The organism is Bradyrhizobium sp. Ghvi (assembly GCF_900115265.1).
Classification (GTDB): domain Bacteria; phylum Pseudomonadota; class Alphaproteobacteria; order Rhizobiales; family Xanthobacteraceae; genus Bradyrhizobium.
Map to the genome: position 1 here is coordinate 198,968 of NZ_FOVU01000007.1, position 13,054 is coordinate 212,021.

A 13,054-nucleotide genomic window follows, 5' to 3' on the forward strand; every position below is an offset into this window, starting at 1 on the left:
CGCCATGGCGGACGCGGTCCTCACCCTCAACTCGGGCTCATCGAGCATCAAGTTCGGCCTGTTCGACATCTCGACGGCCGAGCCCGCCCTGCTCTGCAACGGCCTGCTCGATGAGCACGAGGCGAAGCCGCGCCTTGTGGCCAAGAGCCCCTCGGGCGAGACGCTGTTCGAGACGCAGAGGGAGGTATCGGATGTCGACGGCGGCCATCTGTTCGCCGACGTTCTAAGCTTCATCGAGGATCGTTTTCGCGAAAGCCGCTTGCGCGCAGTGGGGCACCGCATCGTCCACGGCGGACCCGAATATTCCGGCCCGGTCGTTTTGACCGACGACGTCACCGCAAAGCTGGAGGCGCTGACGCCGCTGGCGCCGCTGCACCAGCCGCGCTGCCTGGCACCCGTCCGCGCCGTCAGCGCAATCCGTCGTGCGCTGACGCAGATCGCCTGTTTCGATACCGCGTTCCATCACGGCCTCGCGCCACCCGCGAGCCGCTTCGCCATTCCACGGCGCTATGAAGAGCACGGCCTGCGGCGCTACGGCTTTCATGGCCTCTCATTTGAATATGTCGCTGGCCGGCTCGTCGAAATCGCACCGGAGTTTGCGGCCCGGCGCACCGTCATCGCTCATCTCGGCAATGGCGCCAGTCTCTGCGCACTTCACGACGGCCGCAGCGTCGACACCACGATGGGACTGACGCCGCTCGACGGCCTCGTGATGGGCACGCGCTGCGGCACCGTCGATCCCGGCGTGTTGCTCTATCTGCTCCAGCACGAGAGAATGAGCACCGAGGATTTGCAACATTTGCTCTATCACGAGTCCGGCCTGCTCGGCGTCTCCGGAATCTCCGCGGACATGCGCACGCTGCTGGCGAGCCAAGAGCCCGCCGCGCGCGAGGCTGTCGATCTCTTCACCTTCCGTGCGGCGCAAGAGATCGCGATGATGGCAAATACGCTCGGCGGACTGGAGGGCCTGGTGTTCACCGGCGGCATCGGCGAGCACGCCAAGGAAATCCGTAGTGCCATTGGCGAGCGACTCGGCTGGCTCGGGGTGCGCATCGATCCAGCAGCGAATGACGAGGCGCGCGAGCGGATCAGCGACGAAGACAGCTCGGTCGATGTCTTCGTGATCCCAACCAACGAGGAGTTAACGATAGTACGGCACTGCGTCGCGGTGTTGCAACCGAGCGCCTAAGGCATGACGGACGATCGGCCGCAACTTTCCTTCTCCCCTTGTGAGAGAAGGTGGCGCGAAGCGCCGGATGAGGGGTTCTGTCCGCGGTCACACATACATTGAGCATACGGAGACATACCCCTCACCCAAGCGAGCTTGTGTCTACCAGCGTCGCTGCCCTCTCCCGCAAGGGGCGAGGGCACAATAGCGCGCATCGCGCTCGCGGCCGGGATTTCAGCCTATCAGTGCCCCCCAGCAAAGATCTGGATGCACCCGATCACGACCTCGATCACGATCAACACCACCACCGCGATTTCGAGCCGCAGCGAGCGCTGGGTGTCGATGATGTCGGTCAGCGCATCGGCCGTCTCCGAGATGACCTTGAGCTTGCGCTCGAGCGTGTCCAGACGCTCCGTCAGCTCATATTCGTCTTCCAGACGCGCATAGAGCCGGTCGAGCTGAGGCTTCTCCCAGAGCGCGTCGGGCTTCTCGGCGACAGCGACGCGGCCGGCGACGCGCTGCTGGACGAGCAGCGCGTTGCCGATGAGTTGCAGGATGCCCTTGCGCCGCCGCGACGTACGGCCTTTCTCGGCAAGCTCCCGCGCAAGGGGCTCGATGACGTCGAAGACCGCGGCAACGCGCCGCTCGTCGCGCGCCAGCGACGTGCTCTTGGCGAGCGCATCGGCGATCAGCAGCAGCCGTTCGTCGGAAAATTTGAAGAGGCAGATCGGCCCACCCGGCTGAATCGCCTCCGCGTTTTCGTCCTTGCAAAGCTGCGCCTGCGCGATCTCCTCCTCATAGGGACTGAACTCGCCCGTGACGCGTGACTTCAGGCTGTCGAGCACCACCTTCTCCTCCGAGGGAAGCAAGCCGATCAGCACTACGACGCCGTAGCGGAAGATCACGGCGAGGCCGGCATGGACACGAAAGGCAGCGGGCGTCGAGGACACCAGCGTGCCGAGTTCGAGGTTCGAGGCGTTAATGCGCTCGCCCAGCATCACGGCGCGGATCCGCAAGGTCGGCGCGGCATCCGGCTTCGGCGATGTGGGCGTCATGCCAACGGGAAGTTGATCGGCGTTCATCAGGAGACATCTCGCTTGGCGCACTGGAGGTCGCGCGTATTTCCTTGCCGCAAGGTCCATGTCAGATTGCTGACATAGCCTTGCAGAAAGTGCCCTCCTTACATATCGGCAGAGAAAGGCTCAGTTTGAAGCTCACGACATCGAGATTCGCCGAAACATTCGGCAACAGTCCTGCCGCGGAGCGGCCGCGTTGTGCACGGCGGTTTACCATCGCAGCCGGAGCGCGGCGCGAAAAGTTGCGCTCGGCAGCGTCGCGTGTTTATGACAACATCATGACGAGTTACGTTTCTCCCGAAGTGCGGACATCGAAGCCTCTATCATGCTGAGTGTCATCATACCGACCGAAGGCGTCGAGCAGACCGCGGTCGCCACTCTGGCCGCGCTGGTACCCGGTGCCGCAGCGGGCGTCATCAAGGAAGTTCTGCTGGTCGACGGCACCCGCAACGGCGTCATGGAGCGCGTCGCCGACGTCGCCGGCTGCCGCTTCATCGGCTACGAGGGGTCTTCGCAGGGCGCAGCGCTCGCCGCCGGCGCGCTCCAGGCCCGGTCCCCCTGGCTGATGTTCCTCCCGGCCGGGGCGGTGCTCGAAACCGGCTGGATCGAAGAGACCACCCAGTTCATCCAGGCCGTCGCAGCCAGCGGCCGCGATCGTGCGGCCGTATTTCGCTACGCCCGCTCGCCTTACGCCGAAACCAGCCTCCACGATGTCCTGTGGTCCGTGGCGCGCAAGCTGGTCGGTCCCCTCGGCGATCAGGGTCTTTTGATCGCACGTGATCATTACGACCGGATCGGCGGCTACCCGCCCCAGGCCCGCGGTTCCGAGGCGAGGCTGCTCAGGCGGCTCGGGCGGTCCTCCCGGACGCTGCTGCGCAGCCGGATCGTCATGGTGGGTTGAAGCGCAGCCGATACTTGCCAAAGTCAAACAATTATTTGACAATGGCAAGCATCGAGGTGTTCCCATGCGCATTGCCAGTACCGACGACCAGATCGCCGCGATCCGCGCCTTCAACCGCTTCTATACGCGCAAGCTCGGTGTGCTCGGCCAGCACCTTGGCAAGAGCCCGTTTTCGCTCAGCGAGGCCCGCGTGCTTTTCGAGCTCGCGCACCGCGACGACCTTGCGGCCAAGGAGATCGGAAACGAGCTTGGTCTCGACCCCGGCTATCTCAGCCGCATCATCCAAAACTTCGACGAAAAGGGGCTGATCACGCGGAAGCCCCTGCCCGCGGATCGCAGGCAATACCAGCTCAGCCTCACCGCCAAAGGCCGCCAGGCCTTCGCCAAGCTGAACCTGAGCTCGCAAAATGAGGTCGCCGCGATGCTGGCTCAGCTTACGGCCGGCGATGCAACGCGGCTGACGCAGGCGATGTCGACCATCGAGGCCGTGCTGGAGCAGCGACGAAGCCAACCCGCTCCCGTCGTGCTGCGCAGCCATCGCGTCGGCGACATGGGCTGGGTCATCTCCAAGCAAGCCGCCGCCTATGCCGCGGACTATAACTGGGACATCAGCTACGAGGCGCTGGTCGCCGAGATCTGCGCCCAGTTCATCAAGACCTATGACGCCGCACGCGAGCACTGCTGGATCGCGGAAGTCGGCGGCGAGCCGGTCGGTTCGATCTTCCTGGTCAAGGCCACGGACGAGCTCGCAAAACTCCGCCTGTTGCAGGTGGAGAAGAAAGCGCGCGGGCTAGGCGTCGGCCGCGCGCTGGTCCAGCAATGCATCGAGGGCGCGCGCGAGAGGGGCTACAAGCGGATGACGCTATGGACGCAGAGCATCCTGGTGGCCGCGCGCGGCATCTACAAGGCCGCTGGCTTCGAGCTGATCGCGACGGAGCCGCATCACAGCTTCGGGCAGGATCTTGTCGGAGAGACGTGGGAGATGGATCTGTAATCATCGCAACGCGCGAGCTGCGCATGAATGTGCCCTCGCCCCTTGCGGGAGAGGGCAGCGATGCTGGTAGAGCAACCTCACTGGGGTGAGGGGTATGTCTCCACGAGCATCTGTGCTCGCGGATCGATACCCCTCATCCGGCGCTTCGCGCCACCTTCCCCGACAAGGGGGGAAGGAAAGAAAATCACGCCGTCGCGCCCTGCGCCTTCGGCCGTCGCAGATGCTCGTCCAGGCGCGGCATGATCTCGACGAAATTGCAGGGGCGCGTGCGGTAGTCGAGTTGGGCTTTCAGGATGCCGTCCCAGCCGTCGCGGCAGGCGCCGGGCGAGCCCGGCAGACAGAAGATGTAGGTTGCCCCAGCAACGCCCGCGGTGGCGCGGCTCTGGATCGTCGAGGTCCCGATCTTGGCATGGCTCAGCATGTGGAAGGCGATGGAGAAACCGTCCATGCGCTTCTCGAACAAGGGCTCGATCGCCTCCGGCGTGACGTCGCGCCCCGTAAAACCAGTGCCGCCGGTAGTGATGACGACGTCGACGCCGGCATCCGCGATCCAGCGGCGGACGACGGCACGGATCGCCTCGACGTCATCGGTGACGATCTCGCGCGCGGCGAGATGATGGCCCGCCGCGGTGAGGCGATCGGCCAGGGTCTGGCCGGACTTGTCATCGGCAAGCGCGCGCGTGTCGGAGACGGTCAGCACCGCGATGTTGAGCGGGATGAACTGTTTGGTTTCGTCGATGGACATTACGACTTAACTCCTGCTCCCACACCCACCACCTTCATCCCCCGGACGAACGCATTTGCGTTCGCCGGAGAGGTGCGCGCCTTGCGGTGCAACCGCACCGCACGGCAAGCCTCGAAGGATGGGCCGCGGGCTCCGCCATCCTTCGAGGCTCGCCGAAGAGGCGAGCACCTCAGGATGACGCCACTGCATCCGAGGCACAAGACCGCTACGGCCCACCGCCGCCGAACGTATTGCAGGCTTGCAGCGAGCCCTGCTGATAGCCGGTCATGAACCATTGCTTGCGCTGCGCGGCCGAACCGTGGGTGAAGGAGTCGGGCACGACGCGCCCTGTGGCCTGACGCTGCAGCGTATCGTCACCGATTGCGCTTGCCGTGCTCAGGGCGGCGTCGATGTCGCCGGTCTCAAGGAAGTTCGGACGTTTCTTCGCCTCGCGATTGACCCAGATGCCGGAGAGACAGTCGGCCTGCAATTCGACCTTCACCTGGAGCGCATTGGCCTCGGCCTTGCTCTGGGCCTGCTGCTGCAATCGCGTCACCTTCGGAATGATGCCGAGCAGGTTCTGGATATGATGGCCGGCCTCGTGCGCGATGATGTAGGCGGTCGTGAAGTTGCACGCCGATTTGCCGGAACAGCCATGGAAGCGCGTCTCGACCTCGCGGAAGAACGAGGTGTCGAGGAAGATGGTGCGGTCCGGCGGACAGTAGAACGGCCCCATCGCCGACTCGGCCCGGCCGCAGCGGCCACCATTGGTGACGTTGCGGAACAGCACGACCTTCGGGCCGGTGTAGGACTGGCCCGAGGCCTGGAAGATCTCGCTCCAGCGATCGTCGATCTCGCCGAGGATGCCCGAGATCATACTGCCCATTTCGTCGGTCGGCGCACCGCGCTTGGCCTGGGACGACGGGCGGTCGCTCTGGTAGCTCGGCGCCTGGCCGCCGGAGAGGATCTCGGCGCCGCCGATCAGGAGGCGTGGATCGATGCCGAAGGCATAGCCGATCAGGCCGAGCACGATGATGGTGCCGATGCCGAGCCCGCCGCCGCCCATCGGCAGGCCGAACCCGCCGCCTCCACCGCCGCCAAATCCTCCGCCGCCTTCGTCGCGACGATCCTCGATGTCGTCGCTGCGGCGGAAATCATCGTAGCGCATGGCGGGCTTCCCTCAAATCCTGATGGCGTCAATTGGGCGGCGCTGAAACGTTGGAGCTCAACGCGCCACATACGTAAAATTTCCGTTGCCTTTATCAATATCGTGGCCGGCAAAAATTGCCTAGTGCGACAGCGCGCCCGCATCAGCAATTTTTCCGAGGGCCATGCATTTTTTTCCGAGAGAAATTTGACCGCCGCCGGGCCGCCGCAATGCAGGGACGCGCGAAATACGCTGCAAAACACGGCGAATGCGAGCAATCACCGGCTCGCGCAACGCGATGAAAGTCTTGCTCACACAAGCGGCGGGTTAAGTCGATTTTTACTTTGCCGCTTCATTGTAACGGTCAGTCGGTTGTTTGGTCCCGCGTCGCCGACAGCGTCGCCTGAGTCAGAGTTCTTGAGTCATGGTAGTGTCGCGTCGCGGGGCGTCTGCAAGGGCGCCCCGCACAAATTTTGAGTCTGCCTCGCACAGCATCATCGTCGGCGATTGCGTCGCCGAGATGTCGAAGCTGCAGCCCGGCAGCGTCGATCTGGTGTTTGCAGATCCGCCCTACAATCTCCAGCTCAAGGGCGATCTCAAGCGCCCCGATGAATCCCATGTCGATGCCGTCAACGACGACTGGGACAAGTTCGATTCGTTTTCCGCCTATGACGATTTCACCCGCGCCTGGCTGCTGGCCGCGCGCCGCGCCATGAAGCCGTCGGCGACGATCTGGGTGATCGGCTCGTATCACAACATCTTCCGCGTCGGCGCGATCATGCAGGACCTCGGCTTCTGGCTCCTGAACGACATCGTCTGGCGCAAGACCAACCCGATGCCGAACTTCCGCGGCCGCCGCTTCACCAACGCGCACGAGACCATGATCTGGGCTGCGCGCGACGAGAAGGCCAAGGGCTACACCTTCAACTATGAGGCGCTGAAAGCCGCCAACGAGGACGTGCAGGCACGCTCGGACTGGCTGATCCCGCTCTGCACCGGCGAGGAGCGCCTCAAGGGCGCCGACGGCAAGAAAGTGCATCCGACGCAGAAGCCGGAAGGGCTGCTCGCGCGCGTGCTGCTGTCGTCGTCCAAGCCCGGCGATCTCGTGATCGATCCCTTCAACGGCACCGGCACCACCGGCGCCGTCGCCAAGCGTCTCGGCCGCTCCTATATCGGCTTCGAGCGCGACAAGACCTACGCCAAGGCGGCCGAAGCGCGCATCGCGGCGGTCGAGCCGTTGCCGGAAGAGAGCCTCGTCCCGTTCATGACCGCGCGCGAAGCGCCGCGAGTCGCGTTCTCCGAGCTGATCGAACGCGGCATGATCATGCCCGGCACCAAACTGTTCGACGCCAAGAAGAAGTTGGGCGCGCTGGTCCGTGCCGACGGCGCCATCATGTTCGGCGACAAGGTCGGCTCGATCCACCGCATCGGCGCGGTGGCGCAAGGCGCACAGGCCTGTAACGGCTGGACGTTCTGGCACGTCGAGACCAAGAAGGGCCTCAAGCTGATCGACGAGCTCCGCGCCGAGATCCGCGCCGGCATGGCGGCGGAATAGCCGGCATCGGTGGTCATCCGGGGCTCGCGAAGCGAGAGCCCGGACTCCATGGGGCGGCAGAGTTCGTGGAGAAATGGATTCCGGGCTCGTGCTACGCACGCCCCGGAATGACAAGAGAGTTTGTCGGCGATGGCGGGCCTTACGACGACGGCCGGCCTTTGTTACGCCGGTTGATCTGCGCGGCGCGCAGATACCACACGGCAAACTCGACGGTTGCCCTTCCCGACAAAGTTCAGGCAAGAGAGGGTCCGCCGCGCAGCCAAGATGCCTGCGTCCGCTGTTGGCCACCAACATTCGGGAGATGCCAGATGCTCAAATTCTATTTCAACGGATCGCCGAACCCGACCAAGGTCGCGCTCTTCCTCGAGGAAGCCGGCCTTCCTTACGAGGCGGTGAAGATCGACACCCGCAAGGGCGAGCAGTTCGCACCGGACTATCTGAAGATCAATCCGAACGCCAAGGTGCCGGCGATCGACGATGGCGGCACCATCGTGTTCGACAGCAACGCCATCCTGCTCTACCTCGCCGAGAAGACCGGCAAGTTTCTCCCCGCCAACCGCGCCGAGCTACTGTCCTGGCTGATGTTCGTGGCATCGGGCGTCGGCCCGTATTCGGGTCAGGCCGTGCACTTCAAGCATTTTGCACCGAAGGACCAGAACCACGACTACGCTCACAACCGCTACCAGTACGAGACGGATCGCCATTACAAAATTCTCGACGGTCACCTCAAAGATCGCCGCTACATGGTCGGCGACGCCTATTCGATCGTGGACATGGCGCTGTGGGGCTGGGCGCGAATGGTGCCGTTCAAGCTCGGCGACGACGCCTTTGCCCGCTACCCGAACGTCAAGCGTCTGGTGGACGAGATCTCGGCGCGGCCGGCCGCCGCGCGCGCGATCGCGCTGAAGGACAAGTTCACCTTCAAGGCCGAGATGGACGACGAGGCGCGCGCCAACATGTTCAGACACATGACGACGAAAGTAGCCTGATCGAATCCACGGCCTCGACGTTGGTGGTCGCTTCCTGCGAGGCGGAGGCGACTTCCGTCGACAGATCCTGGGCGCGTGTCGCGGTCGCGGTCAGCGAGCCGGCGGAGGCATCGAGCTCGCTCGATGCCGACCTTCAAATTGTTCGCGCGAGCTCTGCGAAGGACGCCTCAGGTGCTGCTGATTTTATCGGCGGCAATGCAAAATCTCGGCGCGAATCGCGCAGGGAGCTGCATGCGTTGGCGGGACGACGTCCGGTCCTCTAGCTCGCAGCCGTTTGCGGAAACACGCCGAGCGCCTTCTCGGTCAGCACCGAGTCGCAATACTCGCGGATCTCCTTGATCTTGCCGTTCTCGAACCGGAACACGAGACAGTAGTCGTTGTCGTAGCGCACGCCCGCAGGCGTGACGTTGTCGCCCTTGGCCTCCACCACGACGATGTCGCCATCGGCGATGAAGCGGTGAGCGACCGTGCGCGTCCGGTCACGAAGGCGGCTGCGCACGTAGCCGTGCAGATCGTTGAGGATCGCCTCCTTCCCTGCGAAGGTACGCGACCAGGAATACTGGCCGGTCACGACCCATCTGGCATCGTCGGCAAGGCTTGCGGTGAACAGGGAGCGGTCGCGCACCGCCGGATCGGGGCTGGCGGCGGCGGCGAAAATATCCTGCATCAGCTTCTTGTTGGCGCTCGTGCTCATGGCGGCATCTCCTGATAGTGGCAACGCCGAGACCATCGCCGCCCGATCGAAATTCTTCAAATCGATAGAGAATATGATATCAATTCACCGCATGAATTTGAATTCGCTCGACCTCAATCTATTGACCGCGCTCGACGCGCTGCTGCGCGAGGCCAATGTCAGCCGGGCCGCCATGCGCATCGGGTTGTCGCAACCGGCCGCGAGCCACGCGCTGCAACGCCTGCGCGACATCTTCGGTGATCCGTTGCTGGTGCGCACCGGCGCCCGGATGGAGCTGACGCCGCGAGCACAAGCGTTGCGCGCGCCGCTGGCGCAGGCACTCGACCAGGTGCGCGGGCTGTTCGTGCCGGACGAGTTCGATGCTGCACGCAGCGAGCGGGCATTCCGGTTGATGATGCCTGACCTCACTGTGGAGCTATTGATGCCACCCTTGATGGAAAAGGTGACGCGCCTTGCGCCCAGCGTTCGCATCGACGTGGTGCCGTGGCGGGGGCCGGCGATCTTCCACGCCGAGTTCGCCCGCACCATCGACCTCGTGATCTCGATCGGCAACGCCTTCAAGGGCTTTCACCGCCAGCTGCTCTACACCGACAGCGACGCACTTGCGATCCGGCGCGGCCATCCGCTTGCACCGAAGCTGAAGCGGCGCGAGACGTTCCTCGCCGCGCGCCACGTCGGTGTGATCATCCGCGGCAATGCTGAGGATCTGATCGACACCTGGCTCCGATCCAAGGGAATCGAGCGACACATCTCGCTGGTGGTGCCAAGCTATCTCGAGGCCCTGCACGTCGCCGCCCGCACCGACCTCGTCGCCTTCGTACCGCGCCGGCTGATCGCGGCGCTGTCGAAGCAGCTCGGGCTCGTGACAGTGACGCCGCCGCTCGACCCCGGCATCGACGAGCAGTTCATGTTCTACCCGACGCGGGCGCAGATGGACCCGGGCTCGATCTGGCTCAGGCGCCTGATGCTGGAGACGGGGCGGGAGTTGGAGCAAGTCAAGCGCAAGCTCTCGTAGGGTGGGCGTGGGTTAGCCGAAGGCGTAACCCACCACTTTGGTTTCCGCAGAAACAGACGAGGGGGGTTCCGCTGCGCTAGACCCACCCTACGAAGCAGGCGTCCTTACGCCTTCTGCGCGGCCATCACCTTTGCCACGGCGGGCCGGTCGGACATCCGCTTGAAATGATCGGCGATCTTCGGCGTGGCGTTGATGTCGACGCTGTCGCCTTCGAGCCAGGTCGAGAGCGTGTAGAGATAGGGATCGCAGATCGTGAACTGATCGCCCATCACCCACGGCCCCTTGAACATTCTCTGTTCGATCAGCTTGAAGCAGGCGGCCATGGTCTTCGGCACCATCGCTTTCATGTCGGCGAACGAGCTCTCTTCCGTCGCCCAGCGCGCGCCGCGCATCTTGTGGGCATGGTTGATGTGCACGGTCGAGCAGAGATAGGAGTTGAACGACTGCACTTGCGCGAAGTCGAAGGCATCGTCGAGCGGCGCGAGCTTCGCCTTGGGGAAGACTTGCGCGAGGTAAGCCAGCATCGCCGGCGTCTCCGTCAGGACACCGCGATCGGTGATCAGGGCCGGCACGCGACCCTTCGGGTTGATGGCGAGATATTCCGGGCTGTTCTGCTGGTTGTCCTTGAAGCTCAGCCGTTCGGCCGTGTAGTCGGCACCGGCCTCCTCCAGGGTGATGTAGGTGGCGAGCGCGCAGGTGCCGGTGGCGTAGTAGAGCTTGAGCATGTCGGACCTCATTGGAAACCAGGAAATTAACGGCTGCCGGTCCCGGCGTCCATAGCACGGCTTTCTCAGTGTTGTTTACTCTTCGCAGTTGCCCACCGCTGCCCTGCCGTGCCAAGACGCCTGTAATTGGAGGGGCTTTGTCATGACGGTACTCATCGCCGGCGGCGGCATCGGTGGGCTGACGCTTGCGCTCAGCCTGCACCAAATCGGCGTTCCCGTAAAAGTGTTCGAAAGCGTTGCGGAATTGAAGCCGCTCGGCGTCGGTATCAACGTGTTGCCGCATGCGGTGCGCGAGCTGATCGAGCTCGGGCTGCTGGAGAAGCTGGACGCCAGCGGCGTGCGCACCCGCGAGCTCGCTTATTTCTCCAAGCATGGCAAGCCGATCTGGAGCGAGCCGCGCGGGCTGGACGCCGGCTACAAATGGCCGCAGTTCTCGATCCATCGCGGCACGCTGCAGCAGATCTTGCTCGACGCTGCGATCGAGCGGCTCGGCCGCGACAACATCCTCACCAGCCATCATCTGACCGGCTGGAGTGAGACGGCGGCCGGCGTCCGCGCCGACTTCATCGACAGGGCAACTGGCAAGGCCGCGGGGACCTTTGAAGGCGCGATCATGATCGCGGCCGACGGCATCCATTCCGCCGCGCGAGAAAAGCTCTATCCCAACGAGGGTCCCCCGATCTGGAACGGCCGCATCCTCTGGCGCGGCGTGACACCGGCAAAAGCCTTCCTCACCGGCCGCACTATGATCATGGCCGGCCATGAGATCCTGAAATTCGTCTGCTATCCGATCTCGAAGGAGCCGGATGCGAACGGCAACCACCTCATCAACTGGGTCGCCGAGCGCCACATGCCGCCGACCTATCAATGGCGCCGCGAGGACTATAACCGCACCGCGAGGCTGGAAGAATTCTTGCCCTGGTTCGAGAGCTGGACATTCGACTGGCTCGACGTGCCCGGCCTGATCAGGAACTGCCCGCACGCCTATGAATATCCGCTGGTCGATCGCGATCCGGTGTCGCAATGGACCTTCGGCAAGGTCACGCTGATGGGAGACGCCGCGCACCCGATGTACCCGATCGGCTCGAACGGCGCTTCGCAGGCGATCCTCGATGCACGAACCATCACCCGCGAGATTCTGGCGCACGGACCGACGCAAGCCGCTCTGCCCGCCTATGAAGCCGAGCGGCGTCCGGCGACCACGGACCTCGTCCTGCTCAACCGCAAGAACGGCCCGGAGCAAGTGATGCAGCTCGTCGAAGAGCGCGCGCCTGATGGTTACAAGGTCGTCACCGACGTGCTGTCGCAAAAGGAGCTGGAAGACATCGCCGCGAACTACAAGCGCGTGGCGGGCTTCCAGGTCGAGGCGCTGAATGCGAAGCCGCCGATCGTGAGCAAGGACGCGCGCGGGGGCGTGACGCTTTCGCTCAAAGCGGGATGCGCATGAATGCGCCCTCGCCCCTTGTGGGAGAGGGCAGCCCCGCTGGGAGAGGCATATACACTCGGGTGAGGGGTCTGTCTCCGCGCGGACCTCTCGTTATTTGAGTTCGCGGATAGAACCCCTCATCCGGCGCTTCGCGCCACCTTCTCCCACAAGGGGAGAAGGAAGAAAGCCCGTTGCGACACTATCGCACCACCCTCGCCGCCTCCAGCAGCCGCTCGCTCGCGCTCGCCGTCGCCAGCACCGTGCCATCCTCGGCCGTCAGCTTCGCCTCGACGAACGCAATGGTCTTGCCGAGCTGCGTCACCTTCGCTTCGCCGACGATCGGCCCAGGCTTTGCGGGCGCCAGAAAGTTCACGGTCATGCTGATGGTGGTGGTGTAGAGCCGGCCCTCGCTCATGACCAGCACGGCCGGCCCCATGGTGTCGTCGAGCATTGCGGAGAGCATGCCGCCCTGGATGAATCCTGCGGGATTGCAGAACTCAGGCTTGCCTTCGAAGCCGAGCTTGATCCACCCATCTGCCGGACGGGCATCGAGCAGCCGCCATCCGAGCAACTCGGCACAGGGCGGTCTCTTGAAGTTGTCGAGCGCGGTCTTGATCATCGGCAGCCTCCGTTCCGCACC

General features: G+C 64.1%; 14 protein-coding genes. 7 read left to right on the top strand and 7 right to left on the bottom strand.

The window, feature by feature from the left end:
• Window positions 1-4 precede the first annotated feature (4 nt).
• Complete coding sequence (locus BM374_RS25755) at window positions 5-1,189, top strand: acetate/propionate family kinase (RefSeq protein WP_092298999.1); 1,185 nt, start codon at window positions 5-7, stop codon at window positions 1,187-1,189.
• Window positions 1,190-1,410: 221 nt separating this feature from the next.
• On the opposite strand, the gene BM374_RS25760 is transcribed toward BM374_RS25755, so the two are convergent.
• Window positions 1,411-2,250, bottom strand: coding sequence for an RMD1 family protein (locus tag BM374_RS25760; protein ID WP_092298540.1), 840 nt, complete (start codon window positions 2,248-2,250; stop codon window positions 1,411-1,413).
• Window positions 2,251-2,569: 319 nt separating this feature from the next.
• On the opposite strand from BM374_RS25760, the gene BM374_RS25765 reads away from it, so the two are divergent.
• The gene (locus tag BM374_RS25765) at window positions 2,570-3,145 is read left to right on the top strand and encodes a glycosyltransferase family protein (RefSeq protein WP_092298543.1); all 576 of its coding nucleotides are present in this window, start codon (window positions 2,570-2,572) and stop codon (window positions 3,143-3,145) included.
• A 64-nt stretch (window positions 3,146-3,209) separates the two neighbouring features.
• Window positions 3,210-4,139 carry a bifunctional helix-turn-helix transcriptional regulator/GNAT family N-acetyltransferase gene (locus BM374_RS25770; protein ID WP_092298546.1) on the top strand — a complete coding sequence of 310 codons (930 nt, stop codon included), beginning with the start codon at window positions 3,210-3,212 and terminating at the stop codon, window positions 4,137-4,139.
• 184 nt (window positions 4,140-4,323) lie between these two features.
• Here BM374_RS25770 and moaB read toward each other — a convergent pair whose 3' ends face one another.
• The 3 genes from moaB to BM374_RS38745 form a co-directional block, all read right to left on the bottom strand.
• Complete coding sequence (gene moaB, locus BM374_RS25775; protein WP_092298549.1) at window positions 4,324-4,884, bottom strand: molybdenum cofactor biosynthesis protein B; 561 nt, start codon at window positions 4,882-4,884, stop codon at window positions 4,324-4,326.
• Between the two features lie 205 nt (window positions 4,885-5,089).
• The gene (ypfJ, locus tag BM374_RS25780) at window positions 5,090-6,031 is read right to left on the bottom strand and encodes a KPN_02809 family neutral zinc metallopeptidase (protein WP_092298551.1); all 942 of its coding nucleotides are present in this window, start codon (window positions 6,029-6,031) and stop codon (window positions 5,090-5,092) included.
• Between the two features lie 120 nt (window positions 6,032-6,151).
• Window positions 6,152-6,325 carry a hypothetical protein gene (locus tag BM374_RS38745; protein ID WP_177248531.1) on the bottom strand — a complete coding sequence of 58 codons (174 nt, stop codon included), beginning with the start codon at window positions 6,323-6,325 and terminating at the stop codon, window positions 6,152-6,154.
• A 109-nt stretch (window positions 6,326-6,434) separates the two neighbouring features.
• On the opposite strand from BM374_RS38745, the gene BM374_RS25785 reads away from it, so the two are divergent.
• Both BM374_RS25785 and BM374_RS25790 read left to right on the top strand, forming a co-directional pair.
• Window positions 6,435-7,565 carry a site-specific DNA-methyltransferase gene (locus BM374_RS25785; protein ID WP_092298554.1) on the top strand — a complete coding sequence of 377 codons (1,131 nt, stop codon included), beginning with the start codon at window positions 6,435-6,437 and terminating at the stop codon, window positions 7,563-7,565.
• A gap of 308 nt (window positions 7,566-7,873) precedes the next feature.
• Complete coding sequence (locus tag BM374_RS25790) at window positions 7,874-8,554, top strand: glutathione S-transferase family protein (protein WP_092298557.1); 681 nt, start codon at window positions 7,874-7,876, stop codon at window positions 8,552-8,554.
• A 259-nt stretch (window positions 8,555-8,813) separates the two neighbouring features.
• Here BM374_RS25790 and BM374_RS25800 read toward each other — a convergent pair whose 3' ends face one another.
• Window positions 8,814-9,248 (bottom strand): nuclear transport factor 2 family protein, encoded by a 435-nt coding sequence (locus BM374_RS25800; RefSeq protein ID WP_177248533.1) that lies wholly within the window; start codon window positions 9,246-9,248, stop codon window positions 8,814-8,816.
• A 91-nt stretch (window positions 9,249-9,339) separates the two neighbouring features.
• Between BM374_RS25800 and BM374_RS25805 the strand changes: the two genes are divergently transcribed.
• Window positions 9,340-10,263, top strand: a complete 924-nt coding sequence (locus tag BM374_RS25805; RefSeq protein ID WP_092298563.1) for a LysR family transcriptional regulator — start codon at window positions 9,340-9,342, stop codon at window positions 10,261-10,263.
• Between the two features lie 104 nt (window positions 10,264-10,367).
• Here the strand turns inward: BM374_RS25805 and BM374_RS25810 are convergent, their stop codons facing one another.
• Window positions 10,368-10,988, bottom strand: coding sequence for a glutathione S-transferase family protein (locus BM374_RS25810; RefSeq protein ID WP_092299005.1), 621 nt, complete (start codon window positions 10,986-10,988; stop codon window positions 10,368-10,370).
• Window positions 10,989-11,130: 142 nt separating this feature from the next.
• On the opposite strand from BM374_RS25810, the gene BM374_RS25815 reads away from it, so the two are divergent.
• Complete coding sequence (locus tag BM374_RS25815) at window positions 11,131-12,435, top strand: flavin-dependent oxidoreductase (RefSeq protein ID WP_092298566.1); 1,305 nt, start codon at window positions 11,131-11,133, stop codon at window positions 12,433-12,435.
• Window positions 12,436-12,613: 178 nt separating this feature from the next.
• Here BM374_RS25815 and BM374_RS25820 read toward each other — a convergent pair whose 3' ends face one another.
• On the bottom strand, window positions 12,614-13,033 hold the full coding sequence (locus BM374_RS25820; RefSeq protein WP_092298569.1) for a PaaI family thioesterase: 420 nt from the start codon (window positions 13,031-13,033) through the stop codon (window positions 12,614-12,616).
• Between the last annotated feature and the right edge of the window lie 21 nt (window positions 13,034-13,054).

What these genes read in the sequence shown, in the direction of transcription:
- BM374_RS25755 (WP_092298999.1), top strand. Translation starts at nt 5, where the DNA reads ATGGCGGACGCGGTCCTCACCCTCAACTCGGGCTCATCGAGCATCAAG.
- BM374_RS25760 (WP_092298540.1), bottom strand. Translation starts at nt 2,250, where the DNA reads ATGAACGCCGATCAACTTCCCGTTGGCATGACGCCCACATCGCCGAAG.
- BM374_RS25765 (WP_092298543.1), top strand. Translation starts at nt 2,570, where the DNA reads ATGCTGAGTGTCATCATACCGACCGAAGGCGTCGAGCAGACCGCGGTC.
- BM374_RS25770 (WP_092298546.1), top strand. Translation starts at nt 3,210, where the DNA reads ATGCGCATTGCCAGTACCGACGACCAGATCGCCGCGATCCGCGCCTTC.
- moaB (WP_092298549.1), bottom strand. Translation starts at nt 4,884, where the DNA reads ATGTCCATCGACGAAACCAAACAGTTCATCCCGCTCAACATCGCGGTG.
- ypfJ (WP_092298551.1), bottom strand. Translation starts at nt 6,031, where the DNA reads ATGCGCTACGATGATTTCCGCCGCAGCGACGACATCGAGGATCGTCGC.
- BM374_RS25785 (WP_092298554.1), top strand. Translation starts at nt 6,435, where the DNA reads ATGGTAGTGTCGCGTCGCGGGGCGTCTGCAAGGGCGCCCCGCACAAAT.
- BM374_RS25790 (WP_092298557.1), top strand. Translation starts at nt 7,874, where the DNA reads ATGCTCAAATTCTATTTCAACGGATCGCCGAACCCGACCAAGGTCGCG.
- BM374_RS25800 (WP_177248533.1), bottom strand. Translation starts at nt 9,248, where the DNA reads ATGAGCACGAGCGCCAACAAGAAGCTGATGCAGGATATTTTCGCCGCC.
- BM374_RS25805 (WP_092298563.1), top strand. Translation starts at nt 9,340, where the DNA reads ATGAATTTGAATTCGCTCGACCTCAATCTATTGACCGCGCTCGACGCG.
- BM374_RS25810 (WP_092299005.1), bottom strand. Translation starts at nt 10,988, where the DNA reads ATGCTCAAGCTCTACTACGCCACCGGCACCTGCGCGCTCGCCACCTAC.
- BM374_RS25815 (WP_092298566.1), top strand. Translation starts at nt 11,131, where the DNA reads ATGACGGTACTCATCGCCGGCGGCGGCATCGGTGGGCTGACGCTTGCG.
- BM374_RS25820 (WP_092298569.1), bottom strand. Translation starts at nt 13,033, where the DNA reads ATGATCAAGACCGCGCTCGACAACTTCAAGAGACCGCCCTGTGCCGAG.